This is a genomic window from Trinickia sp. (genome assembly GCF_051961175.1).
GTDB lineage: Bacteria > Pseudomonadota > Gammaproteobacteria > Burkholderiales > Burkholderiaceae > Trinickia.
Window position 1 is genome coordinate 1 of the sequence record NZ_JBQCDN010000460.1, and the last position, 23578, is coordinate 23578.

The following is a 23578-nucleotide window of genomic DNA, read 5'->3' on the forward strand; positions in this document are numbered from 1 at the left end:
GCGATCCAGTACGGCGTGAAGTACCGGGAGGAACGTCATCGCGACGAACGGCTCGATCACGCGCTCGTCGGCGCGGCCCATTCAATGGGGCTGCCGTTGACGCTCGCCGCGGCAGCCGTCGCCACGAGCTTTTTCTCGTTCCTGCCGACGGCCTATCGCGGCGTATCGGAGCTGGGCCTCATTGCCGGCGTCGGCATGATCGTCGCTTACTTCAGCACGATGACGCTGCTGCCGGCCCTGCTCAAACTCATGGCTCCGCCGGGTGAAGCATCGCGTCCCGGCTTTCCGGGCCTTGTGCCGATCGACGATTTTCTGCAGGATCACCGCAAGCCCATTCTGCTCGGCACGCTGCTCGTCGTGCTCGGCGCGACGCCGCTGCTGCTGCATCTGCGCTTCGATTTCAACCCGTTGCATCTGAAGGATCCGACGACGGAATCGATGGCGACGCTGATGTCGCTGAAAGATTCGCCAGAAGCCTCGATCAACGACGTCGCGGTGCTGGCGCCGTCGCTTGCGGCAGCCGATCTGACAGCGCGCCGCCTCCGCGCACTGCCGGAAGTCGGACGGGTCACGACACTCACCACCTTCATCCCGCCCGATCAACCGCAAAAGCTCGCGTTGATCGCGCCCGCCGCGCAAACCCTGTTGCCCGCGCTGACCCAGCCGCCCGCACCGGCGGCGTCCGACATCCAGCGGGTGGCCGCGTTGAAGCGTGCCTCGAATCAACTCGGTTACGCCGCCGACGACTACCCGGGCCCCGGCGCCGGGCCCGCGCGGCGGCTGTCGGCCGCGCTGGCCAAGCTTGCCACGGCCGATAGCGCCACGCGCGACCGCGCCGAAGCGGCCTTCGCGACGCCGCTCCGGCTGGCGTTGCATCAGTTGACGACGCTCCTGCAACCGTTCGCGCTCACGCGCGCCACGCTTCCGCCTGAACTGGTGCAAGACTGGGTGGCCGCCGATGGCCGCGCGTTGGTTCAGATCTCGCCCCGGGTGCCGCCCGGTGTCGATTCGGACGACGATACGATGCTGCGCAAGTTCGCCCATGCCGTGAAACGCGCCGAACCGAACGCGATCGGCGGCCCGATCTCGATTCTGCACTCGGCCAATACGATCATTACGGCGTTCTTGCAGGCGGCTGCGTGGGCCGTGCTCTCCATCACGCTGCTGCTGTGGATCACGCTTGGCCGCTTCGGCGATGTCCTGCGCACGATGATCCCGCTCCTGGTGTCGGCACTGGTGACGCTCGAGCTGTGCGTCGTTTTCGACATGCCGCTGAACTTCGCGAATATCATCGCGTTACCGTTGATGCTCGGCGTCGGTGTCGCATTCAAGGTTTACTTCGTGATGGCGTGGCGTGCCGGCCAAACGAGCTTGCTGTCGTCCAGCCTCACGCATGCGGTATTGTTCAGTGCGGCCACGACAGCGACGGCTTTCGGCAGCCTCTGGCTCTCGCATCATCCCGGCACCGCGAGCATGGGGCGCCTGCTCGCCCTCGCGCTCTCTTGTACACTCGTCGGCGCCGTCGTGTTTCAACCCGTGCTGATGGGCAAACCGCGCGCCGCGCGTGCCAAAGAGAAACAATTAAAAGGAATCGATGGATAACCTGCGAACCTTGACTGCGCTGCTCCCCATCGCGGGGCTATTGGCCGGTTGCGCAAGCCCGAGCACGCGTACGCCCGGCGATCCGCTGGAGCCGATGAACCGTGTCGTCTTCAAGGTCAACGATACGATCGATCAGCACATCGCCGTACCGATCGCGAAGGGTTACCAGAAGATCACGCCACACCCGCTGCGCACCGCGATCAGCAACTTCTTCTCGAACTTGGGCGATCTGAACAACTTCGCGAACGAGTTGCTGCAGCTGAAGATTACCGATGCGACCGAAACCTTGATTCGCTTCGCGATGAATACGACGTTCGGCATCGGCGGGCTCATCGATTTCGCGACGCCGGCCCGCTTGCCGAAGCACCATCAGGATTTCGGGCTCACGCTCGGACGATGGGGCATCCCGTCCGGTCCTTACCTGGTGCTGCCGATTTTCGGGCCGAGTTCGTTCCGTGATGGGGTGGGGCTGGCTGTCGACACGCGCTTCAGCCCGATGATCTATGCGCCCACCGATGCCAAAAGGCCGCTTTACGCCTTGCAATTCGTGAGCGCACGGTCCGACATGCTCGGCGCAACGAACATTCTGGAGCAAGCGGCGCTCGATAAGTACTCGTTCGTGCGCGACGCCTATACGCAACAACGCCGCGCCGCGCTGGGCGCCGATTCGGCCACACCGCCCGCGCTGCCCAACTACGGCGACGAGGACGATAACGCCGCAGCAACCGCGCCTGCGGCGCCGGCCGGTGCAAGCGGAGCCGCGCCCGCAAGCGGGGCGTCGGCCCCGTCGGCACCTGCATCGGCATCGACGCCTGCCGCCTCGCAACCTGCTTCGGGCGCAGCGGTGCCTGCGGCGGCATCGACACCGGCTACGGCGACGCCCGTTCCCAAGGGCACCAACGGCACCAGCGACGCACCACCGGCCCCGCACGCTCCCCAATAAACAGGCAGACTCACCCATGCTTCACGCCGCCACTCAGGGCATGCTCGGATCGACGCTGCATGCGCTCAACCCTTACGCGGTCGCCGGCATTGTGGCGGCGCTTATCGTCGGCGGAATGGTCAAAGGCATCGTCAGCATCGGGGTCCCGCTCGTCGCCATGCCGATCCTGAGCCAGATGATGCCCGTGAAGCAGGCGGTGCTGCTGCTCTCGATGCCGGTCATTCTCGGCAACATACCGCAGGCGTTGGAAGGCGGGGAGACAGTTGCCACGGCGCGCCGCATGGCTGCTCCGCTGATCGGCACGGTGCTCGGCAACATCGTGGGCGTGTCGATACTGATCTCGCTCGAGCCGCACCATGCGCAGGCCGCGGCCGGTGGGCTGCTCGTCTTTGCCGCGCTGCTGTTGCTCGCGTCGCCGCGGTTCACGCTTGCGCCCGCCTGGGTCAAGCCCGTCGGATTCGTGCTCGGCTTCGGCGCAGCCATGATGGAAAGCATCGCGTCGATTCCCGGGCCGTTGCTGGCGATCTATCTCATCGCCACAGGCGCGCGCGGCAAGGCTTTCACGAAGCAGATGGCGATCATTCTCGTCGTCTCGATCGTCACGTTGCTGCTCGCGTTCAAGAGCGGCGCTCACGCGTCCGGTACGGATCTGCTCATTTCCGCCGCCGCCAGTGTCCCGGTGATCGCGGGCATGGCGGTCGCACGACCGTTGCGCGACAAGCTGCCGCCACAGGCTTTTCGTGTGATCGTCCTACTGTTCGTGCTCGGCGCTGCCCTTCAAATGATTCGGAAAGCGTTGGGGATGTAACGCAGGCGCGAGGCGCATGTCGGGTTGTCTGATCCGGGCTACGGGTGCGCATCCACATGCAAGTACGTCGGATCAGGCGATCGCACATACCGGCGCTTCACGTGCGCGTGAGCATAAGTACGCGCATGGCCGTGAATCCTGCCCCGCCCGGTACGCCCGCGCGTAGCAGCGCCTGCCCTGCTCGTTGGATGCCTTTGAGAGACGCCCGCATGCGCATGGGGTGACGCTGCCGTACTGGGCGCCGATTCTGACGCCCCCGGCACCGGTGCGGCCGGCGCGAGTGCCGCTTGCTCGTTCCTCGGCGATCCGGTGAGGTTCGAATCGCGCGGTTCGTTCGATGCGATCGAATTGTCTGCCGACTTCGATACCGCGTCCTCCGGTCCCGGAGGAGTCGAAGGCTCATCGTATCGATGCAGCGCCGCGACGCCGCCGTAAAGGACGACGAAGGCACCCAGAAGCAATCCTATGGCGCCCTTGAGGCCCCATTGACCCAAGCGCCGAAATGCGGGGAAGCGTGACTGAGGGCCCGTATCGCCATCGGGCAACGACGACGGTGAGGCCGAGGGATCCGCCCATGGCGCATCGAGGTCGCCGTCGAAATCGGTAGGCGCAAACGAACGCGCAGGCGGATCGAAGCGGGTGGCCGCAGCCCAGTGGGCGGCGCCGCCTTGTGAAGCGCAACTGGCCCCCGCGGCCCCGGCAACGGATGCGAGCCGAGCACGCGCGCCGCAATGCGGGCAAAAAGAAACCGGCTCCGAAATCCGGCCACCGCACCTCACGCACGCTGCCGGAAACTCCAGTTTGCGAGCGGTTTGATCGCTCATGCCCGTGCTCCTAGCGGACGGACGAGGCAGACGTTGCGCCTCGCTTCGAATAGACCATTGTGGGCGCAAGCAGCCGCTTGATTCGATAAAGGCATTCCACCATGACGTCAGCCAATCGTATGGAACGAATGACCACTATGGTTGCGCCACTTCCAGGCGTCAAGGGCGCCTGCGCGAGTACCCATCGGCGAAATCGGCCACAAGTTCAGGTATTTTGGACAATCGCTTCGGTATGGACCGCACGGCGGATGCACCCCAAGAAATGGCGACGCATCGTTCATGCCGAGCTCCGCCAAAAACCAACCTATCGCTGTATAGCTGTACAACTCGCTCTTGTTAATGGGCACGATGCTCGCGTCAGAACTCCTGGGCTTCAAGGCGACTTTGCCGGGTGCTTACAATATGGGCCGCTTCCGCGGCCCTCGTTCGTTCAGGCGTCTTTAGTCGAAAGCTCGCCGGATGAAGATTTGCCGCTTGGTGTAGTCGACGGGAGTGATGTCGGTTGAGCGAAAGCTCGATCGATCCGGTGGGAAGTTCGAGGCTGTTAGCAACACAGGTAGCGCTCTTCGAGAGAGCACATCGATTTATCCCGACTCGCAGGAAATCCGCGCTTTGACGAATTTCATACGCATCTCAAGACTAACGTGCTCGCATATAGTGGTCGCACTGTCGAGCCTATGGTGTGCATCATCGGCCATCGCATACACGACGAATACGTGCGACGAACAATGGTTCGTCCCGACCCCGGGCAAGGAATTCAACGGGACGTCGGGGGTGTACGACGGCAGCGTCGGTGCCTTCACGCTAAAGCGAGAGCAGGATAGCTGCGATCGACACGACGTCAAGGTCCTTGGCTGGCGGGACCACCAACAGACCGAAGGCTTTGCCATCGTCGACGGCAAAGGGTACTTCATCAACCAATACCGATCTGGCCTGGCGCCTTATTGTGGCATGACCGGCGACGGGATCATTGACCCACAGTGCCTGCTGCCGAAACCGCTGCGACACGTCGAAAACCAATATCACAACCACTACTACCAGGTCGCTAACGGTGCCGATCTGAAATTGCTTGCCCTTGGGAGGGCAGATCTCGATCGCATGCTCCGAATCGACAAAGGCGGCTTCTGGGATATTCCGGCTTATGCGACGGATGGAACGTCGGTCTTCCTCATCACACATCCTTCCGATGGCGGGAACAATGACACGGTTCTCCGTATCCGAGAGGCCGATGTGGAAACGTTCCACCGTGTGGTTCCGGAGGGTTCGCAGAACACGGACGCCTGGTCTGCCGATCGCACCCACGTGTATTTCTACGGAAGACCTGTGCCCGGGATGAATCCCAATCTTGCTCTTAAACTCGTCGGCGACGAAAGTGCACTCACCTACTTCGTTGTCAACGACAGCAGGGTATTCCAGATCGACTTCGACGAGATAAAGGCACGTCCCGACATGGGCCCGTCTCTACGATTCACCCATTCCGGTTTTGAAGATGGCAAACAACGCTACGGCCGCGATGGCCGAAAGAGTCAGTGAGTAGTCAATCGAGTTGACGGGGCTGTGAACGCGGCCGTGTCATGACCGGTAGTTCGGAATCAAAAACGGATGGACCCATGAGCAAACCCCTACCGCGCACCCGCGACGAACTCATCCGCTCCCTTCAAGAAACCGAGCTACCGGACGAAATCGTGCTGCATGTCGCAGCCCAGGCGCGGCCGGCCTTGCTCTTGACCACTCAACCCGTTGGCGCAGACGGGGGCCCCCTCGGCGCCAGCAGGCTCGGCGGTGCGCCCGACCTCCGGGTGGCGTCTGCATGGCCAGAGCGTCCTCCCTATCCGGACGCGGCAAAGCGCATCGCTGATCACCGACGCAATGCCGAGAGGCTGCTGAAGGAGTCGAGGAAGCCGAATTCTTGGATGACTCCCGAAGAGGGAGAGAAATTCAGCCAGACCCATATGGTGCAGGCAGATGCCGCAGGCCGACCGTTCCCGCTCGCCTTCCTCGGCCAATTCGATCTCGCCGCGCTATCGCAGTTCGATGGCTTCGACCCGATGCTGCCAAAGGAAGGCCGGCTCCTTGTCTTTTACGATTTCTTGGAAATGCCGGAAGACTATGCGCCTGAAGCGGCTGTCGGCTGGAAGCTGATCTGGGACAGGACGCCGGCCGAATCGCTGGCGCGGGCTGCCATTCCCGATGCGCTCGCCGCGATCTCGAACGGCGATTGGACCACCCTCTTCAAGCCGGCTTCTCTATCTGCCATATCCGTCATCACGCCGATTCCGCCGGACGACAAGGGCTGGACCGCCTTCGACGTCGATGATGAAGACTTATACGACGCTTACCAGAACTGGTTATCGAAATTCGGCACGCCCGACGAACAAGGTGGAGAAAACCACCAGCTCGGTGGCTATCCGCGCACGCTACAGCACGGGTTACAGGCAAGAAGCCAGCTTGCGGCCAACGGCATCGATTGCGGTAACAGTGCGGCTTGGGCCACACCTGAGGCGAAGGCTTTACTTCCCGGTGCCGAATCCTGGCGACTTCTGCTCCAAATTGGAGTCGACGCGAACGCCGGAATGGAAGGGCCGGGCGCCTTTTACATCATCATCCGCGACAAAGACCTTGCCGCCCGCCGCTTCGACCGAGCACGGGTGACGTATCAATGCGATTAAGCGGCCGCTAGCTCATTCGAGGTTGATACATACGGCGGATATGACTCGACGTTTGCCCTACTCATCGATACCACGACAGCCCCAACCCACTCCCCTGCACTTTCTTCCCCGATCCTCAACCACGCCAATCGCCCCATAGGCGCGCGCTCCATGCCCACCTAACCTCGGTTCACCGACGACGAAGGCCTGCACATACGCTTCGCCGCCGGCATCCATCGGCCAGGAAGCACTATCGCAAGGAGTCTTCGACATGAACCTCAACGACGTACTAGCAGTCGTGAACACCGAGGCAGCGGCGTCATTGTGTTTGAGCAAAGGGGGTTGGGAGGGATGGTTGCAGTGCGAGCTGTGGCGTCACCTCAGCATCAATCAGCGCGAGACTGTGGAACGCGAAGTGGCGTACCCCGGCACGCGCACGCGCTGCGACCTCGTCGCAAACGACAACGGCGTACCGCTGTGGGTAGAAATCAAGTGCTACGGCGCTTTCCGCGAAGGTGATGGAGACGCATTCCTTGACGGTATCGGTGCCGACGTCGGCAAACTCGATGGACGGCCGCACGGCACACGCGGTCTCGCCTTGGTCGTCGTTCCGAAAGCCATCGGAGACTCGTTCAGCCAAGCGCTGCAGGCGCGTCGCTGGCTCGGTTTCCAACGAACGGATGCGGCGTACGCGAGCGTCTATCACATGACGTTCTAGCGTCGCCCAGGGTCGCGCTGTATCACCCCGCTGTCCACTGCGTTGGCGTTGGCGTCAGCAAAGCCGCCGGGCTTCAGTTCGTGTGAAACAGACAAGCAGAATCGGCGGCCGTCACATCAACGGCCGCCGATTCGGTCAAGACAAAACCGCTTACCTGACAGCCACATCCACCTGTCCGGCCCGCGCCTTCGCCGTCACAGCAGACACAACCACCGTTACGACGATATTCGCCACCAACGCGATCAAGCCGATATAAGTCGGATACGTCGCCCCAGCAAAATGCAGTGCATAGACAGGCTTCAATCCCTGCTCGGCAGCCAGCACCGTCCCGATCCCAATACCGGCCAGCCAGCCCAGGAACAGCCCAGTCGAACTCAATCGGCGCGTATACAGCGAGAACACCACAGCCGGGAAGATCTGCAGGATCCAAACGCCACCCAGCAACTGCATGTCGATCGCGTATTGAGTCGGCAGCGCGACGATGAACAGCAGCGCGCCGAACTTCACCACAAGCGACACAAGCTTCGCATTCGACGCTTCTTTCTGCGGCGTCGCATTCGGTGCGATCAATGGCTTATACAGATTGCGCGTGAACAGATTCGCCGCACCGATCGACATGATCGCCGCCGGTACCAGCGCGCTGATCGCGATCGCCGCCGCCGCGAAACCGACGAACCACGACGGGAACAGCGTGAGAAACAGCGTCGGCACGACATCCGAAGGCGACTTCACATGTACGCCTGCCGCAATCGCCATGTAACCCAGCAACGCAATCAACCCGAGCAACACGGTATAGGCCGGCAGGAAGATCGCATTTTTCTTGACCGTCGCAGCCGAGCTCGACGAAAGCACGCCCGTCATCGTATGCGGGTACATGAACGCGGCCAACGCGGAACCCAGCGCGAGCGTCGCATACGCCGTGAACTGCGAAGGCTTCAGCAAAATGCCCGTCGCCCCGCCCTTCGCTACGAAGAATTTATCCGCCGTGTCAAACAGTGCGCCATATCCCCCGAGCTTCGTCGGAATCCAGCAAACGGCAACGATCACCACGATGTAGATCATGATGTCCTTGACGAACGCGATCATCGCCGGCGCGCGCAACCCACTCGCATACGTATAGAGCGCAAGGATGACGAACGCGATGATCAACGGCAGCTCCCCGGTAATACCGAGGCTCTTGATCACCACCTGCATCCCAACCAGTTGCAGCGCGATATAAGGCATCGTCGCCACGATCCCGGTCACCGCGATTGCCGCGGGAAACCACTTGCCACCGTACACACCTTGCACGTAATCCGCCGCCGTAATGTGATCGCCGCGATGGCACGCTTGCCAAAGCTTGGGCATCACGGCGAACACGAACGGATAGACGATGATCGTATAGGGCAACGCGAAAAATCCATACGCGCCCACGGAGTAGACAAGCGCGGGCACAGCAATAACGGTGTAAGCGGTATAGAAATCGCCACCCACCAGGAACCACGAGATGACAGTGCCGAATTGGCGTCCGCCGAGCCCCCATTCATGCAGTTGCGAGAGATCGCCGCGCTTCCAGCGTGCCGCAACGAAACCGAGCACCGTAATCAGCGCGAAGAACACGATGAAGATGGTCAGAGCGGTCGTATTGATCGATGTCGGTTCGGTCATTTGGCGCTCCGGTAGACGGCGTACATCAGCAACGAGGTAATCGGCACCCAGAGAAATTGGTACCAATAGAAGAAGGGAAAGCCGAGCAGCGATGGCCGAGCGCCGTTGTAAAACGGTAGCCACAGCAGGGCGAAATAAGGCAATAGCAAAATCAACGGTAGCCACGTTCGGCGTGGCCGGTTGGAGGTCTCCATGATGCTCCTTAGGGACTGACGATGGGGCGACAGGCGCCTGATGAGGCAACCGCTCGCGCTCTGTCTTTTTTCTAAACTATCGTGAGATGAATCAAGCCGAACGCGATGCTTGCTTAGGAGGTATAGAACGAGCCTCATGCAAATCGAATTGCGTCTGACGGCCGTAGTATTTCCGCACGACATGTTGGCCGCAAGCGCACAACTACTTAGTCACACTACGTAAAACTACGTAGCACCCGCCGTCGTCCCGTGTCGTCTTCAAGCAGCACCATCTCGCCGCCGTACCCGATGCGCATTAGTCACGACGTTATAAAGGCGCTTGCCCGATGAACCCGATGTTTGCCGCACGAAATACTTGTCATGCAGCAAGTCGGTGCTGCTGGTCGCTTCGCGCAAGAAACGCTCGACAGCGGCGCGGGTCAGGCCGCGGTCTGTGCTGATTGCGTCGAACTGATCGATCAGCGTCGCTTTGTCGAGTACAGGGAAGTCGTTTAGCGTGCAGGCCGCGATATCGATAAGTCGCGCTTGTGCGATCTGTCACGCACACGCGTAGGCGGCGAGCGCTCTGAATTTATCGAGTCGAGCGTTCGCAAGCTGCTGCTCGGTTAACGCACTATTGCTGCGGTACTCGGCCGCAATATTGCTGCGGTACTCGGCCGCCTTTGCTACGATCGCGGCCTTCAGTGTCCCGATCCAGCGAAACGTAGCTTGCATCACATCCGTCCCAGGTTGCCCTCGCCCCTCCAACACGTCCCCGGTGTTGCCGCTCGCTCAACATTCGGGCCGGTAACAAGGTAGCAGTCCTTAGGTTCCTGCGCGATCGCACATGCGAACTCGCCGCCGCCGACGCGAAACGCTAGTCAGCATCGCGAAGGGGCTCGGCAACCTCGACGAGTGGATAGAGCGTGCCGGCGCGAAGCAATTCGGCACGGGCCGCCACGAGCGACACGCGCGCTGCGCGTGCATCGAGCGCCAGGCGAATCATAGACGGCAGTTGCCCCGGACCGCGCGCGAGTTCGCGAAGGATCGGCGCGAGCGCGGTCGTCCCGTCCTCGCGCAAGCCCGCCGTTGCCGCGGGAGGCAGCGTACGCCACGCAGGATCGACTACCGCGCGGCAAACGGCAAAGGGCAGCCCGCGGGCGCCTGCGTGCGCAGCAGCGATATGCGATTCCATATCGACGGCCAGTGCGCCTGTCGCGTCATGCAGCGCATCCTTCTGCTGTCGTGTCACAACGGGCGCCGCCACCGCGGCGGTGGGGCCGCATACGACACGTGTTGCCGGCAGCGACGCGCGCAGTGTGGAGAGGATGCGTTCGCGCCATGCGGCATCGGTCGGCACGTGGCCAAGCGGCCCATCGATTGCATCGGCTACCACGAGTGCCCCGGGCATTAAATCGGGGGCCAGCCCGCCCGCCGTGCCGAAGCTCATGACACCCGATGCGCCTCGAGCCAAGACATCCTGCAGGGCGCGTTCGAGCCGATCGGCGCGGGCCGCATAAACGACTTCGACGCCAGGGGCGCGAGCAATGCGCGCCTCGAACGCCATTCCCGTCACGATGACGAGCGGCAACGACATCCTTGAACCGGCCACCACTACATCCCGACCGCGACGCGCGCGAGCCCGTCGCGCTTCAGGTTGCGGTAGCGCGCGAGCGCCCACAGCGGGAAGAACTTGCGGTAGCCGTGATAGCGCAGATAGAACACGCGCGGGAAGCCGGTGGCCGTGAAGCGCGTCTCGTCCCACAGGCCGTGTTCGCGCTGTGCATGGACGAGGTATGCCACGCCCTTTGTCACAGCCTGATGGTCGATCACACCCGCCGCCATCAAGCCGAGCAGCGCCCAAGCCGTTTGCGACGCCGTGCTCGGCGCTTTTTCGTAGCCGCGGTAGTCGAGCTTGTAGCTCGCGCCGTCTTCACCCCAACCGCCGTCTTCGTTTTGAATCGAGATCAGCCATTGCGCCGCGCGCTTGATCCGCGCATCGTCATGGGCGATGCCGGCTGCGTTCAACGCGCACAGCGCCGTCCACGTCCCGTAGATGTAGTTCATGCCCCAACGGCCATACCAGCTGCCGTCGTCTTCCTGTTCGGCGAGGATGTAGTCGTATGCACGACGGGCAGGTTCGCTATTGCCCGGACGTTCACCCATTTGCGCGAGCATCGACAAGCATCGGCCCGAGACGTCGGCTGTGGGCGGATCGAGCAGCGCACCGTGATCCGAGAACGGGATGTTGTTCAAGTAGTACTGCGTGTTTTCCGGTTCGAAGGCGCCCCATCCGCCATCGCTGCTTTGCATGCCGATGATCCACTCGCGCGCGCGGGCAATCGCTTCGCGATCGACGTTCGAGCGCGTCAATGTGGCGGCGCGATCCATCGCCATGACGACGACGGCCGTATCGTCGACATCGGGGTAGTACGGGTTCGCGTATTGAAAGGCCCAGCCGCCGGGCCGCACGTCCGGACGGCGCGAGATCCAGTCGCCGCGCACGTCGAGCACTTGCAACGGCCGCAGCCATTGCAAGCCGCGCAAAGCCGCTTCCTGCGCCTTCGGTGCTCCGGTTTCGAGCAGCGCATGCGCCGCGAGCGAGGTGTCCCATACCGGTGATAAGCATGGCTGGCAGTACGCTTCGTCTTCTGCAATAGCCAGCAGCTTGTCGATCGAGGCGCGCGCAATGGCGCGGTTCGGATAGTCGGGCCCGTAGCCAAGCGTGTCGTACATCATGACGGCATTGGCCATCGCGGGAAAAATCGCCCCGAGGCCGTCTTCGCCGTTCAGTCGTTCGTCCACGAACGCGACCGCGGCCTGAATCGCGCGTTCGCGTGTCTTCTTCGGGAACAAGCCGTCGACGGTACGCAGCACGGTATCGACGACACGGAAGAACGCAAACCACCCGCGGCTCTGGTGCCCGGCACGCGGCAACAAACCCGTTTGCGACGGATTGCCAAGAAAGAGTTCGTCGATCTTGACGCCGCGCGGATTCCTCGCCACGGGCCGGCGCGCGTTCAGCACCAGCAACGGCACGATGACCGTCCGCGCCCAGTACGACACTTTCGAAAGATGGAACGGAAACCACTGCGGCAGCAGCGTGATCTCCACCGGCATCATCGGCACGGCGCCCCAAGGAACGATACCGAACAGGGCGAGCAAGATTCGCGTGAAGACGTTGACGGCCTCCGCGCCACCTGCGCCAAGAATGGCCGCGCGGGCGCGCTGCATAGGCTCAGCGTCGTCGCGTTCACCCGCCATCTTCAACGCGAAATACGCCTTCACACTCGCACTGACGTCCATTGCCCCATCGGTGAAGAGAGGCCAGCCGCCGTCGGGCAATTGAATGCGGCGCAGATAGCGCACGATCTTGCCTTCGAGTTCGGTGTTGGGCGTCTCGCCAAGATAGTGGACGAGCAGGATGTACTCGGCTGGAATCGTTGCGTCCGCTTCCAGTTCGTACACCCAATGCCCGTCGGGCCGCTGATCGGCCAGGATGGCGTCCGTTGCGCGCTCGATGGCGGCATCGAGCGCGATGCGCGGGAACGCGGCATCGGCCGTGCTCGAAGCGGCCATCACGGCGGCGGGGGCGGGAATGTCGTTCATCGGCATCTCAATGCAATGGGTCGAAGACGAAGCACTCGGCTTCGTCGGTCATCTTTTTTCAATGTGTCGTCGCCAGCTTGAATGGCCGGCGATCGGGGTAGCGCGTCGCAGCTCAAAAAAACGCGTAACGGGCGACGATCCACAGCAGCCGTAAACGCGGCTTGCGCACGGGCGTGCGCGGCAGGTCGAAGCCGCGTTCGACCGTGCGCTCGAGCAAGCACCGGTATACGCCGGACATGATGCGTGGCGCGCGCACGGCGTTGCGCGGCGCGCTGTCCATGATCGCGTCGGCCTTCGCAAAATGCTCAACGGCACGCTGGGCGAGCGTCGCACATACGCGCGGCAAAGAAGGATCGTCGGCAATCTCAGCCGGGTTCGTCGCGGCGATCCCCTCGCGCGCCAGCAACTCGCGCGGCAGATAGCACCGGTTGATCGCGGCATCTTCATCGATGTCGCGCAAGATGTTCGTGAGCTGCAGCGCGCGCCCAAGGTGGTGAGACAGCAGATGCCCCGCTTCCTCACTCATCCCGAAAACCCTCACCGATAGACGGCCGGCCGCACTGGCGACACGGTCGCAGTACAGATCCAGCGTGGCTTCGTCGGGCGCGCAGATATCGGCTGCGGCGTCCATCGCCATGCCGTCGATCATCGCGTGAAAATCCTCGCGGCGCAGATTGAACGCCCGAATCTGGCGGACGAGCGCAGCCAACGCGGGCCGTGGCTCGCCGTCGTAACACGCGTCGATATCGGCACGCCACCGCTCGAGCCCGGCACTGCGCTCCGCGCGCGGCGCGTCGCTGTCGGCAATATCGTCGACGGCGCGGCAGAACGCGTAGATCTGGAACATCGCCTCGCGCTGCGCAGCCGGCAAGATGCGCATGGCGAGATAGAAGGAGCTGCCCGACGACGCGCTGGCGGCGTCGGGTGCTGCTTCGTCCGCGACGAGATTGGAAACGGCCAAGGCGAACTCCGCTGTGGCGCCCTCGCAGGGCGAATGAGAATCGATGCTGTGTTTGCGGCGTGCCGCTGGACCACTGATAGCACTGATATGACGCACGGCGCTTCTGTGCGGCGCTTCAATGCATGGAGTGCGCACAATCGGCGGCGCGACGCACCGGCAAGCGAGCCGGAAACGGGCAAAAGTATACCAACGTTTCATTCGGTGCCACAGCCAAGGCCTCTGGCGCTGGAACGGCCAACCGTCCGATGCGCACGAGCGGTAGCTCAGGTGAGCGCGACGGAGCGATTGCGGCCTTGCCGTTTCGCGCTATAGAGGGCAGCGTCCGCTTCGTTGATGAGCACTTCATAGCTCCGCAGCCCCGGGCGCGCCGAGGCGCCGCCTACGCTGGCCGTCACGGGCACATGCACCCCTTCGGCCTCGACGGGCGTATCGCCGATCGTCATACGGATCTTTTCCGCGACGATCATCGCCTCGGCCAGCGGCGTACACGGCAGCAGCAGCGCGAACTCCTCGCCGCCGAAGCGCCCGAACGTATCCTGCACGCGCACGGCGTCGGCCACGCGCTGCGCCATCACGCGCAGCACGGTATCGCCCACCGCATGCCCGAAGCGGTCGTTGATGTCCTTGAAGTGATCGAGATCGAACAGCAGCACAGAGAGCTCGCCGCCATAACGCTGCCAGCGCAGGAATTCGTCGCGCAGGCGATCTTCGAAGAACCGCCGGTTCGCAATGCCCGTGAGCCCATCGCGGTTTGCGTATTCCTGCAGCTTTTCGACGGCTTCTTCACGCTCGCGCTGCATGACGCTCACGTGCGTCACATCCGAGATCGTCACGCACACGGCCACGACTTCGCGGCCGCGCGTCAGCGGCATGAAGGTGCAGTCCTGCTGCATGAAGTCGACACCGCCCGTAATCGGCCGGTCGTGGTCGAACTTGAAGAGATAAGGGCGCTGCTCCCACGAGCTGAAGGCAAAGCTGCCCAATTGGAAAACGCTTTCGACTTTGCGCGAAAGCCATACACGCGGCAATTCAGGAAAGCTGTCGAAGATCGACTTGCCGACGACGGTTTCAGCAGGTTGTCTGCTGTGGTCCTGCATAAACCGGTTCCACATCAACACGGTCATGTCGCGGTCGAGCACGAAAATACCGAACCCGACGCGCTCGATCACCAAGTCGCTAAGGGATGGGTCTATCGTCGCGTCGTTCATAGGCTGGACAGGAGCGCGCTAAGCGCCTCATTCATCCGATGAATAGACTCCTCGGCCATCAGCATCACGAGATGGGCGCGAAACGTTTGATCTTCGAGTGCAAAGTTAACCTCGAGCAGCAACGCGACCTTCCATGCGAGCACGTCGGCTTGGAAAACGTCGTCGAGTGAAATCTGTTCGCCGAGCATGCCGGGCGGCGAAAAAATCGGCGTCCGGTCGAGCTGATTGAGAATGCACGACACGCACGCGCCCGTCAGCACATTGGCCACGTCGAACATGAGTTCGGTCTGGCTCACCGTGTCGTAAGCCGAGTGCACGTAAGGATCATTCACGAGGGCGCACAGATGGCCCACGCCGCTGCTGCGGCAAATGACAAGCGCCTCGCCCTTGATGTCGGAACGAAAGCCCTGCCGCACCGCGGTGACGCTTTCGTTGATCCCCGTCATTTCGCGCAGCGTCTGAGCGGCGTCCTCGGCGCCCACGACGCGTACGCGCGGCACCGACAATTCGATGAAGGTATCTAGCAGGCTCGCCAGGCGCGTCGCCGCCTGCCCCATCGCCAGATTGGCGATTTCCTGCAAGGCGTCGCGCTGCTCTTCGCTGAACACGTTGTCACGCATACAACCCGTACTCCTTGAGGATGGGCAATATCGCCTCTGGGGTCACGGGCTTGGCGACAAACGCGGCTGCGCCGAGCGCGCGCACGCGCTCCTGAGCCAGCGGCTGCACGTCGGCGGACACGACGATCACGAACGTATTCAAATCCTCGTGCTGCAACGCCTCGAGAACCTGATAGCCGTTCATGTCCGGCATCGTCAGATCCAGAAACATCACCGAGGCTTTGCCCTCGCGATAAAGTGCGAGCGCCTCACGTCCGTTCGATGCGTATGCGATGTCGACGTCCCAGTCAGCCGGCAAGGCTTTCGTCAGAACCTTACGGGCAAGCAGGGAGTCATCGGCGATCACAATCGGCAAGGGCATGGCAAGCGTGACGAAAAACGAAAGGGTCTATATCGCGTTAACGGCGGCTCGGAGCGTTTTCTTTAACGGGAGCGGGCGCGACGGGCGGTGGCGAGCGCGAGAGGCTCGCGCTTTTTGCGTGCGCCCGCTACAGCGAGCGCACCATGTCTCATAAAAATGAAGCGAAATTCTCGGAGCAAACCAACGGAAAATCAACTCTCCAATTTCGGAATGGATCGGCCAAGCCCGTGCGCCTCTTCAGTATGAAGAAAAAAAATTGGCGATAATACGCGGTTGCGCGCAGATTTTTCTTTTGTGTACGTTTGCGCTTCCGATTTCGTCGCTGTTTTAGGGCGAACGTTCGGAAGCATCGCTGGGATACATATCCAAACGAAAAGGCCGGCGCGGACCAACTCGCTTATGATGAACGCACGGCGGACACCGCCGATTGGACGACCACCAACATGAACCGACGGCTCGACGACTCCACGACGAACGGCTTGCCTGGCGATTGGCAAGACAATTCGCCGGCGCAGGGGATGCCCGAGCCCGACTTTGCGGTCCGGCGCCTCACCCTGATCGCGCTGCTTGGCGCCGCGATCGTTCTGCCGGCCGTGTACGCCATCGTCGTGGTCTCCGCCAATTTCCGGTCTGCCGTTGCGTCCGCCACCGACGCCACCGTCAGAACGGTACGCATTGCCGAAGAACACGCGCTGAAGGTGTTTGACCTCAATGAAACGCTCGACGCGCGGGTCGACGATCTCGTCCGCGGGCTCGACAACGACGCCATCCGCGCACGCGAAGCCGATATCCATAACAAGCTGCAGAGCATCGGCGGAGGCTACCCGCAAGTCGCTTCGGTATCGATCTTCGGCCCGGAGGGCCTGCTGCTGGCGAACAGCCGATACTATCCGGCTCCGCATGCCTCGATCGCCGCGCGCGACGATTTCGCCGGCATCCGCAGCGGCCATATTCTCGAACACGTGTCGAAAGTCATGGTGTGGCACGCGGGGAGCGGCGAGGCCGTCTTCAACACCGGCATGGCGCGACGCGGCCCGAACGGCGTCTTCGCCGGGCTGGTGTCGGTTGCGCTGCGCCAGTCGTATTTCGAATCGTTCTATCGCGAATTGCTCGGCAGCGAGCGCGGCGCCATGACGATGATGCTGACGCGCACCGACGGAGCCGTGCTCGCGTCGTACCCGCCGCGCCCAGAATCCGCTGTCGTCGTGCCTCAATTCGCTGCGGCGCTGGCCGCCGGCAGCCGCTCGGGGGTACTGCAGCTGCCGGACAGCGCCAATCACGGGCGACACGACGGGCGGATTCTGGCGTACCGCCAAGTCGGCTCCTATCCCGTCTACGTCTCCTGCGCTTACAGCGAATCGGCGATCTGGACGGCCTGGTACCACCGCGCACTCGTCTTTGCCGCTTCGATCTTCACGCCATCGATCGTGCTCTGGTTCGTGCTCGCGTTCTCCCTGAAGCGCCTCGCGGCGGAAAAGCAGGCGTGGGAGCAATGGCAAGCGGAAGCGTCGATGCGTCGCTCCATCGAGTCGGCCTATCGGCAATCGCGCAAGATGGAAGCGCTGGGTAATCTCGTCGGAACGGTCGCGCACGACTTCAACAACCTGCTGACGATCATCGCGACGAACGTTCAGATCGCGCGCCGGCGCGGTGCGACGAGCTTCGATCGCGAACTCGGAGCGATCGAGCGTGCCTTGAAGAATGGCCAATCGCTGACGCGCCAACTGCTTGGCGTTGCCCGCAAGCAACCGCTGCGCAGCGAAACGCTCGATTTGTCGCGCTGGATGGCTGCGAGTCGCGAGCTCCTGCGCGCATCGCTCGGTGCAAATGCCGCGCTCGTCATCGACATTGGCCGCGACGTCTGGCCGATCGAAGTAGACAGCGCAGAGCTCGAACTCGCGCTCATCAATGTGGCAGTCAACGCCCGGGATGCCATGCCGAATGGCGGACGCTTCACCATCCGCGCCACGAACGTGCGGCTCGAGCCGGAAGGCGGTTTTGCCCTCACGGGCGAATTCGTTCAGATTTCGTTGGAAGATACAGGCGCCGGCATGCCGCCCGACGTGCTGGCGCATGCGTTCGAACCGCTTTTCACGACGAAGCCGAAAGGAATGGGCACGGGGTTGGGCCTGCCGCAAGTCTTTGCCTTCTGCGACCGCTCCGGCGGTCTGGCGACGATCGACAGCGCGCAAGGGATCGGCACGACGGTGCGGCTCTATTTGCCGCACGCCCATGGCGCACCCGCCGCGGCGCCGGCCGACCTCGAACGGACCGTCGACGCGGCGCCATCGGGCGGCCTGCACGTGCTGCTCGTCGAAGACAACGACGAGGTAGCGGCCGGAACGGAAGCGCTGCTGCGCATGATGGGCCATCGCGTCACCTGCGCATTCAACGCGGACGCCGCATTGCGCCTCATCGCCGACACGCTGTCGCAGCCCACCGATCCCTTCGACGTGCTGATTTCGGACATTCACATGCCGGGCCACGCCAACGGCATCGATTTGGCGGAAGCGGCGCAAGCGCTCGACTCGCCGTTGCCTGTCATTCTCATTACGGGCTACGCGCAAGAGCTCGAGCGCGCGCGGAATGTCAACGTCCGAGTGCTGTCCAAACCTTTCGATATCGCCTTACTCGAATCGATGCTTCAGACCATTCGACGCGAGCGCGAAGTTCGCGCGCACGCGCACGGCAAGGCGACTTGAGCGACGCGGCGCGAGTTTTGCGTGCCGCTATCGCTAACCAAGCCTCGCGGAGGTCATCATGCAACACACGGTCATCGCGTTTTTCGATACCTATCCCCAAGCCGAAGCCGCGCGCGACGCGCTCTTCGCAGCGGGCATCACCCCAGAAAACGTGGCGCTGAAGGCCAAATGCGAGCCGACTTACGCGAGCGACGCAACGTTGGCTTACGAAGCGGCGCCGGTCCCCAGCGAAGGCTTGCTCGCGAGCATCGAGCGCTTTTTCGAATCGTTGTTCCAAAGCGCACCGCCCGAGCAGGAACGAGCGAACTATGCCGAGGCCGTCCGCCGCGGGGCCGTGATGGTCTGCGTCGAGGCCCCAACCGATGCGCTTGCGCAGCTGACACGCACCACGCTCGAAGCCATGGGGCCGCTCGATGTCGAGGAGCGCGCGGCCACGTGGAACCCGCCGACAGAAGTGTCCCGCTCGCACTCGCCGCTCGAGGAACGGGGCCTGCGGCCCAGCGTGCCGGTTGCGACGCCGGCGCGCAGCGCGGTGTACAGCTATCCTCGCGACAACGCGGGCACGACCGCGCCCGCCGCTCCGGATGCGGAGGCCGCCGCCGAACGAACGAAGACGGAAGCGGCGGCGACAGCGGTCGCCGCCGGCTCAGCCCCGGGCATGGGGGCGGTTTTCACGTCGGGACGCAGTGCGGCCGCCGCCCCGATACCGGAAAGCGAGCCCCCTCGCCCGCCGGCCGTACCGGATGAATACCTCGAAAACGAAGAGACCCATCGCGGCGACGAGCCGGGGCCCGGGACGCGGTGAGCGGTTACTTCGGGGCGTGATACCGCTTCACCCACGCCTCGAAGCGTTGGACGAAGGTCGTCAGGAATTTGCGCGTGTCCTCGTTCGCAATCGCGCCGGAGCCGTCGAAAAACGAATCGGTGTGCTTGAGGAAGATCTCGGGCTGGCCGAGCGTGGGCACGTCCAGATAGGCGAGGACATTACGCAGATGTTGCTGGGAGAGCGCCGTGCCCGTGGCGCCGGGAGAGATCCCGCACACGGCCGCGGGCTTATCTTTCCAGGAATTGGCCCCCCACGGCCGCGAGCCCCAATCGAGCGCGTTCTTCAGCACACCCGGCATCGACCGGTTGTATTCGGGCGTGACGAACAACAAGCCATCCGCTGCTTCGACGTTCGCTTTCAATTGTTTGGCGACGTCGGGAAAGTTTGCGTCGTAGTCCTGGCTGTAGAGCGGCAGGGATCCGATATCGAGAAACGAGAACTCGAACTCGCTGCTCGCGAGTTTCGTCAAGGCATGCGCGAGTTGTTTGTTGAACGATTCACGCCGCAAGCTGCCGACGACGACTGCAATCTTGTATGCCATGGTCCTTGCTCCTCCAGGTGAGAACGACCAAGCCGTCACGCATGACTCGGCCCGAGCCAACCATGATAGTCGCCGCTGCAAAAACGCGCCGGCCCGTTTTTCCGGCAACCCACTAAACGCCCGGCGGGCCGTGGTTCCGTACCAGCCTTTCCACAACCTTTTCCACAGAAACTGTGGATAACTCCTCGATATCCCAAGGCGATTACGAATCGACACATCTGTGTCCGTTCGATGACAGACCACCGCCCTGCACATTTCGATCAGCCGCCCCAATGGACGACGTGTCGACACGCCGGGAACGGATGCCGAGGGGCGCAACGCTAAGCGCTACGTTGTACGGCACCAGCCCGTCTTTTCAATTTTTCGTGCATCCGATCTGCATCCGTTCCTTCCGTCCCCGCGTATTGAGGACAGCAACGGTCGAGCGTCGAACTGAAATGAAACGCCGGCTCGCGCGACTCAAGCCTCACTCACGGCTTTGTTACCCCAACCTCAGGAGAATCAAATGAACAAGCAATGGATCGCCGCTGCCGCCTTCACCGCCGCTCTGGGTGCGACGCTTGCCACGCCCGTGTTCGCGGCCGACATGGAGAAGTGCTACGGCGTCGCAAAGGCTGGGCAGAACGATTGCAAGGGCAACAGCCACTCATGCGCGGGACAGTCGACGAAGAGCATGGACAAGGGTGAGTTCAAGGCGGTTGCCAAGGGCACCTGCTCGCAGCTCGGCGGCTCGCTCACGCCGGGGATGTAAGCGCATCGCATTTCGACCGGCGGACCGCAGAACCGGTGCGGCCGCCAGTCGATCAGTGGCTTGGCCGATGCGCTGATCGACTGATGGGCGGGACACAAGGGGCAACGCACATGAATCCAAAGGCATTGACGGGCGCAGGGCTCGGGCTGCGTGGGCCGCACGCCGGCGCAGTGCTCGCGCGCCAGCCCGCCGTCGGCTGGTGGGAAGTCCACAGCGAAAACTATTTTGGCGGCGGAGAACCGATTGCCGCGCTGGAGCAAGTGAGGGCCCGCTATCCCGTCAGTCTGCACGGCGTGGGCCTCGGGCTCGGGAGCCTCGAGGCCCCGCACGTGGCGCACTTGCGCCAATTGAAAGCGCTCGTCGAGCGCATCGAGCCCGTGCTGGTTTCCGAGCATCTTTGCTGGAACCGTGCGGGTGAACGCTGCTTCAACGACTTGCTCCCGGTGCCGCGCGTCGAGGGTGCGCTCCAGGTCGTCGCTGAGCATATCGACATCGTTCAGAACGCACTCGGCCGGCCGATCTTGATCGAGAACGTTTCGGCGTACGTCGCCTTCGAAGGCGAAGTTTGCACGGAGGCCGAGATGCTGGCCGACCTCGTCGCGCGGACCGGCTGCGGCGTATTGCTCGATCTGAACAACCTGCACGTCAATGCGTTGAACCTCGGCATCGACTCATTCGCCGAGCTCGCGCGGTTGCCCAAGCACTGTGTGAGCGAAATGCACGTGGCCGGGTTCGAATGGCTTGACTCAGTGGCGATCGATACGCACGGGGCGCCGGTTTCCGGCGCCGTCTGGACGCTGCTCGACGCGGCGCTCGAACGCTTTGGGCCGACGGCAGTGCTGCTCGAGCGCGATACGAATCTGCCACCGCTCGACGTACTGCTGCAAGAGTACGCGCAACTTGCAGCACACGTGCTTGCCAGCCGATGCGATACGCGCACGCCGGCGCGGGCGACAGCCGAGGCGATGACATGTTAGCGACGATGAACTACGGCATGCTGCTTGACCGCTTTGCAGCGTCGCTCGTCGATGACACGTTCGCTCCGCACGGTATCGCCGCCGAGTCGCGCGAACGAATGGACATCTATCGGAACAACGCGCGGATCAACCGCATCGCGGCACTGGCCGACGCCTTCGCCAACGTTGTGCAGCTCGTCGGCGCGGACTATTTCGGCGCGCTCGCGCGGGCCTACGTCGATTGCACGCCTGCGCACTCGGCGAACCTTCACGATGACGGCGATGGGCTACCGGCCTTCCTCCGAGCCTTCGAACCCGCGGCGGATCTGCCGTTTTTGGGCGACGTCGCGGAAGTCGACTGGCTCCTGCATCGCGCGTATTTCGCTGAGGACGTCAATGCCATCGACGCGTCGACGCTTGTTGAACTCGGTCCCGACCGCTTTGCGGCAGCTTCGATACGGTTCACACCATCGGTCGGACTCGCGCGCTCACATCGATGGCCTATCGCGGACATCCTTCAAATGCATATCGATGGGACACCGGCACAGCTGGGAACCGGTGGGCAAACCGTGCTGATTTGGCGCGAAGGTTTCAGGGTTCGTTGGCAAACACTCGCTCAAGCCGACGCGGATGCCGTGTCTGCCTTGATGACCGGTAGGTCCATTCAAGAGGCGTTTTCCCAAACAGAGGCCGACGCAAGCTCGTTGCTTACGCAACTATTCGGCCTTCGCCTCATTCTCGCCATTGAGGAGCGTCATGAAGCTCGCATCTAGATTGTTGGGTCGCCTCGACGACGTTGCAGTGGCGCTGCAGCCGCTCTTTGCCCTCGCGGTCAGGCTCTATCTATTCCGCGTATTCTTTCTTTCCGGGCTGACTAAATTGCGCAGTTGGGACAGTACGCTTTATTTGTTTTCCAACGAATATCACGTCCCCCTACTACCGCCGGCCGTGGCGGCAGTCATGGGTGCCGGCGGCGAACTGATCTTCCCCGTGTTACTGGTGTTGGGCTGGCAGAGCCGGTTAGCAGCGGCGGGCCTGTTCGTCGTGAACCTTGTCGCGGTCCTGTCCTACCCAGGGTTGGAACCAGTCATGATCAAGGATCATATTCTGTGGGCGGTACTCATCGCGTATCTGTTCTTTCACGGTGTCGGGCGATGGTCGCTGCAAGGCATCTTTCATCGGCCCGAGGCGTCTGGAATACAACGCGGACATGCTTGATGGCGTCAGCTGAGGGCTGCGTAGGCTGCGTATAGCTCGCGGCCCCAGCGTGAATCCATGAGTTCGGCACTCGCGATATCGAGTTAGGCGAACAGTGTCTCGATGTTCTCCGGCGGACGTCCAATTGCGGCCCGGCCGTTGCGGATCACAATCGGACGCTGCAACAAAATCGGATGCGCGATGATCGCTTCGTACAATTGCTCGTCGCTCAATGCGGGATCCGCGAGCCCCAGTTCCTGATAGGGCTCCTCATCGTCGCGCATCATGTCCCGGACGGAACCGCCCAGCATGTGGTGGAGCGCTTTGAGTTCGTCCAGCGACGGAGGCGCTTTGAGGTACTCGACAATCTTGACCGGTTCGCCTGATTGGTTGACTCGATCGTTCACGAGTTCACATGCGCCGCGGGATTTCGAGCAGCGAGGGTTGTGGTAGATGGTGATCATGGTCAGGGCGCCTGTTGCA

General features: G+C 62.6%; 24 protein-coding genes. 13 read left to right on the plus strand and 11 right to left on the minus strand.

Going from position 1 to position 23578, the window contains the following annotated elements:
• The 6 genes from ACTHL0_RS26040 to ACTHL0_RS26065 form a co-directional block, all read left to right on the plus strand.
• Positions 1-1602 (plus strand): MMPL family transporter (locus tag ACTHL0_RS26040; protein WP_440569958.1); only part of this gene is annotated, 1602 nt, incomplete at its 5' end.
• Positions 1595-2545: an MlaA family lipoprotein gene (locus ACTHL0_RS26045; protein WP_440569959.1), complete on the plus strand. Its 951-nt coding sequence runs from the start codon at positions 1595-1597 to the stop codon at positions 2543-2545. The genes ACTHL0_RS26040 and ACTHL0_RS26045, both read left to right, overlap by 8 nt.
• A gap of 16 nt (positions 2546-2561) precedes the next feature.
• Complete coding sequence (locus ACTHL0_RS26050) at positions 2562-3353, plus strand: TSUP family transporter (protein ID WP_440569960.1); 792 nt, start codon at positions 2562-2564, stop codon at positions 3351-3353.
• Positions 3354-4951: 1598 nt separating this feature from the next.
• On the plus strand, positions 4952-5710 hold the full coding sequence (locus ACTHL0_RS26055; protein ID WP_440569961.1) for a hypothetical protein: 759 nt from the start codon (positions 4952-4954) through the stop codon (positions 5708-5710).
• A gap of 77 nt (positions 5711-5787) precedes the next feature.
• Positions 5788-6846, plus strand: coding sequence for a YwqG family protein (locus ACTHL0_RS26060; RefSeq protein WP_440569963.1), 1059 nt, complete (start codon positions 5788-5790; stop codon positions 6844-6846).
• 250 nt (positions 6847-7096) lie between these two features.
• On the plus strand, positions 7097-7543 hold the full coding sequence (locus tag ACTHL0_RS26065) for a hypothetical protein (protein WP_440569965.1): 447 nt from the start codon (positions 7097-7099) through the stop codon (positions 7541-7543).
• A gap of 150 nt (positions 7544-7693) precedes the next feature.
• Here the strand turns inward: ACTHL0_RS26065 and mctP are convergent, their stop codons facing one another.
• Entirely contained in the window at positions 7694-9190 is a 1497-nt protein-coding gene (mctP, locus tag ACTHL0_RS26070; protein WP_440569967.1) for a monocarboxylate uptake permease MctP, read from the minus strand.
• Positions 9187-9384, minus strand: a complete 198-nt coding sequence (locus ACTHL0_RS26075; RefSeq protein WP_440569968.1) for a DUF3311 domain-containing protein — start codon at positions 9382-9384, stop codon at positions 9187-9189. The genes mctP and ACTHL0_RS26075 overlap by 4 nt, the downstream gene beginning before the upstream one ends.
• A gap of 360 nt (positions 9385-9744) precedes the next feature.
• Between ACTHL0_RS26075 and ACTHL0_RS26080 the strand changes: the two genes are divergently transcribed.
• Positions 9745-9879, plus strand: a complete 135-nt coding sequence (locus ACTHL0_RS26080) for a hypothetical protein (protein ID WP_440569970.1) — start codon at positions 9745-9747, stop codon at positions 9877-9879.
• A gap of 42 nt (positions 9880-9921) precedes the next feature.
• Here ACTHL0_RS26080 and ACTHL0_RS26085 read toward each other — a convergent pair whose 3' ends face one another.
• From ACTHL0_RS26085 to ACTHL0_RS26115, 7 genes are all read right to left on the minus strand, one after another.
• Positions 9922-10098, minus strand: a complete 177-nt coding sequence (locus ACTHL0_RS26085) for a hypothetical protein (protein WP_440569971.1) — start codon at positions 10096-10098, stop codon at positions 9922-9924.
• A 142-nt stretch (positions 10099-10240) separates the two neighbouring features.
• Positions 10241-10960 carry a phosphorylase gene (locus ACTHL0_RS26090; RefSeq protein WP_440569990.1) on the minus strand — a complete coding sequence of 240 codons (720 nt, stop codon included), beginning with the start codon at positions 10958-10960 and terminating at the stop codon, positions 10241-10243.
• Positions 10961-10977: 17 nt separating this feature from the next.
• Positions 10978-12942 carry a squalene--hopene cyclase gene (gene shc, locus ACTHL0_RS26095; protein ID WP_440569992.1) on the minus strand — a complete coding sequence of 655 codons (1965 nt, stop codon included), beginning with the start codon at positions 12940-12942 and terminating at the stop codon, positions 10978-10980.
• A 142-nt stretch (positions 12943-13084) separates the two neighbouring features.
• Positions 13085-13933, minus strand: a complete 849-nt coding sequence (gene hpnD / locus ACTHL0_RS26100; protein ID WP_440569973.1) for a presqualene diphosphate synthase HpnD — start codon at positions 13931-13933, stop codon at positions 13085-13087.
• Between the two features lie 263 nt (positions 13934-14196).
• Positions 14197-15141, minus strand: a complete 945-nt coding sequence (locus ACTHL0_RS26105) for a sensor domain-containing diguanylate cyclase (RefSeq protein WP_440569974.1) — start codon at positions 15139-15141, stop codon at positions 14197-14199.
• The gene (locus tag ACTHL0_RS26110) at positions 15138-15761 is read right to left on the minus strand and encodes a chemotaxis protein CheC (RefSeq protein WP_440569976.1); all 624 of its coding nucleotides are present in this window, start codon (positions 15759-15761) and stop codon (positions 15138-15140) included. Before ACTHL0_RS26110 ends, ACTHL0_RS26105 begins: the two co-directional genes overlap by 4 nt.
• Positions 15754-16122: a response regulator gene (locus ACTHL0_RS26115; RefSeq protein WP_440569978.1), complete on the minus strand. Its 369-nt coding sequence runs from the start codon at positions 16120-16122 to the stop codon at positions 15754-15756. Before ACTHL0_RS26115 ends, ACTHL0_RS26110 begins: the two co-directional genes overlap by 8 nt.
• A 443-nt stretch (positions 16123-16565) precedes the next feature.
• Here ACTHL0_RS26115 and ACTHL0_RS26120 point away from each other — a divergent pair, with 443 nt between their 5' ends.
• Together ACTHL0_RS26120 and ACTHL0_RS26125 are read left to right on the plus strand one after the other, a co-directional pair.
• Positions 16566-18824, plus strand: a complete 2259-nt coding sequence (locus tag ACTHL0_RS26120) for an ATP-binding protein (RefSeq protein ID WP_440569979.1) — start codon at positions 16566-16568, stop codon at positions 18822-18824.
• A gap of 58 nt (positions 18825-18882) precedes the next feature.
• The gene (locus ACTHL0_RS26125) at positions 18883-19629 is read left to right on the plus strand and encodes a hypothetical protein (protein ID WP_440569980.1); all 747 of its coding nucleotides are present in this window, start codon (positions 18883-18885) and stop codon (positions 19627-19629) included.
• Positions 19630-19633: 4 nt separating this feature from the next.
• On the opposite strand, the gene ACTHL0_RS26130 is transcribed toward ACTHL0_RS26125, so the two are convergent.
• Complete coding sequence (locus ACTHL0_RS26130; RefSeq protein ID WP_440569982.1) at positions 19634-20191, minus strand: NADPH-dependent FMN reductase; 558 nt, start codon at positions 20189-20191, stop codon at positions 19634-19636.
• A 505-nt stretch (positions 20192-20696) separates the two neighbouring features.
• On the opposite strand from ACTHL0_RS26130, the gene ACTHL0_RS26135 reads away from it, so the two are divergent.
• The 4 genes from ACTHL0_RS26135 to ACTHL0_RS26150 all read left to right on the plus strand — a co-directional run bounded on the left by ACTHL0_RS26135 (position 20697) and on the right by ACTHL0_RS26150 (position 23116).
• The gene (locus ACTHL0_RS26135; RefSeq protein WP_440569984.1) at positions 20697-20942 is read left to right on the plus strand and encodes a BufA1 family periplasmic bufferin-type metallophore; all 246 of its coding nucleotides are present in this window, start codon (positions 20697-20699) and stop codon (positions 20940-20942) included.
• A 110-nt stretch (positions 20943-21052) separates the two neighbouring features.
• Positions 21053-21919, plus strand: a complete 867-nt coding sequence (gene bufB, locus ACTHL0_RS26140) for an MNIO family bufferin maturase (RefSeq protein WP_440569986.1) — start codon at positions 21053-21055, stop codon at positions 21917-21919.
• Positions 21913-22671: an HvfC/BufC family peptide modification chaperone gene (locus tag ACTHL0_RS26145; RefSeq protein WP_440569987.1), complete on the plus strand. Its 759-nt coding sequence runs from the start codon at positions 21913-21915 to the stop codon at positions 22669-22671. The genes bufB and ACTHL0_RS26145 overlap by 7 nt, the downstream gene beginning before the upstream one ends.
• Positions 22655-23116, plus strand: a complete 462-nt coding sequence (locus ACTHL0_RS26150) for a DoxX family protein (RefSeq protein WP_440569989.1) — start codon at positions 22655-22657, stop codon at positions 23114-23116. The genes ACTHL0_RS26145 and ACTHL0_RS26150 overlap by 17 nt, the downstream gene beginning before the upstream one ends.
• An 83-nt stretch (positions 23117-23199) precedes the next feature.
• Here the strand turns inward: ACTHL0_RS26150 and arsC are convergent, their stop codons facing one another.
• On the minus strand, positions 23200-23559 hold the full coding sequence (gene arsC / locus ACTHL0_RS26155; RefSeq protein WP_440569993.1) for an arsenate reductase (glutaredoxin): 360 nt from the start codon (positions 23557-23559) through the stop codon (positions 23200-23202).
• Positions 23560-23578: the final 19 nt, after the last annotated feature.

Coding starts and splice junctions, on each gene's coding strand:
- ACTHL0_RS26130 (WP_440569982.1), bottom strand. CDS start 20,191: ATGGCATACAAGATTGCAGTCGTCGTCGGCAGCTTGCGGCGTGAATCG.
- ACTHL0_RS26050 (WP_440569960.1), top strand. CDS start 2,562: ATGCTTCACGCCGCCACTCAGGGCATGCTCGGATCGACGCTGCATGCG.
- mctP (WP_440569967.1), bottom strand. CDS start 9,190: ATGACCGAACCGACATCGATCAATACGACCGCTCTGACCATCTTCATC.
- ACTHL0_RS26125 (WP_440569980.1), top strand. CDS start 18,883: ATGCAACACACGGTCATCGCGTTTTTCGATACCTATCCCCAAGCCGAA.
- ACTHL0_RS26110 (WP_440569976.1), bottom strand. CDS start 15,761: ATGCGTGACAACGTGTTCAGCGAAGAGCAGCGCGACGCCTTGCAGGAA.
- ACTHL0_RS26135 (WP_440569984.1), top strand. CDS start 20,697: ATGAACAAGCAATGGATCGCCGCTGCCGCCTTCACCGCCGCTCTGGGT.
- ACTHL0_RS26085 (WP_440569971.1), bottom strand. CDS start 10,098: ATGCAAGCTACGTTTCGCTGGATCGGGACACTGAAGGCCGCGATCGTA.
- ACTHL0_RS26090 (WP_440569990.1), bottom strand. CDS start 10,960: ATGTCGTTGCCGCTCGTCATCGTGACGGGAATGGCGTTCGAGGCGCGC.
- ACTHL0_RS26105 (WP_440569974.1), bottom strand. CDS start 15,141: ATGAACGACGCGACGATAGACCCATCCCTTAGCGACTTGGTGATCGAG.
- ACTHL0_RS26065 (WP_440569965.1), top strand. CDS start 7,097: ATGAACCTCAACGACGTACTAGCAGTCGTGAACACCGAGGCAGCGGCG.
- ACTHL0_RS26045 (WP_440569959.1), top strand. CDS start 1,595: ATGGATAACCTGCGAACCTTGACTGCGCTGCTCCCCATCGCGGGGCTA.
- bufB (WP_440569986.1), top strand. CDS start 21,053: ATGAATCCAAAGGCATTGACGGGCGCAGGGCTCGGGCTGCGTGGGCCG.
- ACTHL0_RS26115 (WP_440569978.1), bottom strand. CDS start 16,122: ATGCCCTTGCCGATTGTGATCGCCGATGACTCCCTGCTTGCCCGTAAG.
- ACTHL0_RS26080 (WP_440569970.1), top strand. CDS start 9,745: ATGCAGCAAGTCGGTGCTGCTGGTCGCTTCGCGCAAGAAACGCTCGAC.
- shc (WP_440569992.1), bottom strand. CDS start 12,942: ATGGCCGCTTCGAGCACGGCCGATGCCGCGTTCCCGCGCATCGCGCTC.
- ACTHL0_RS26145 (WP_440569987.1), top strand. CDS start 21,913: ATGTTAGCGACGATGAACTACGGCATGCTGCTTGACCGCTTTGCAGCG.
- ACTHL0_RS26075 (WP_440569968.1), bottom strand. CDS start 9,384: ATGGAGACCTCCAACCGGCCACGCCGAACGTGGCTACCGTTGATTTTG.
- ACTHL0_RS26150 (WP_440569989.1), top strand. CDS start 22,655: ATGAAGCTCGCATCTAGATTGTTGGGTCGCCTCGACGACGTTGCAGTG.
- arsC (WP_440569993.1), bottom strand. CDS start 23,559: ATGATCACCATCTACCACAACCCTCGCTGCTCGAAATCCCGCGGCGCA.
- ACTHL0_RS26120 (WP_440569979.1), top strand. CDS start 16,566: ATGAACCGACGGCTCGACGACTCCACGACGAACGGCTTGCCTGGCGAT.
- ACTHL0_RS26060 (WP_440569963.1), top strand. CDS start 5,788: ATGAGCAAACCCCTACCGCGCACCCGCGACGAACTCATCCGCTCCCTT.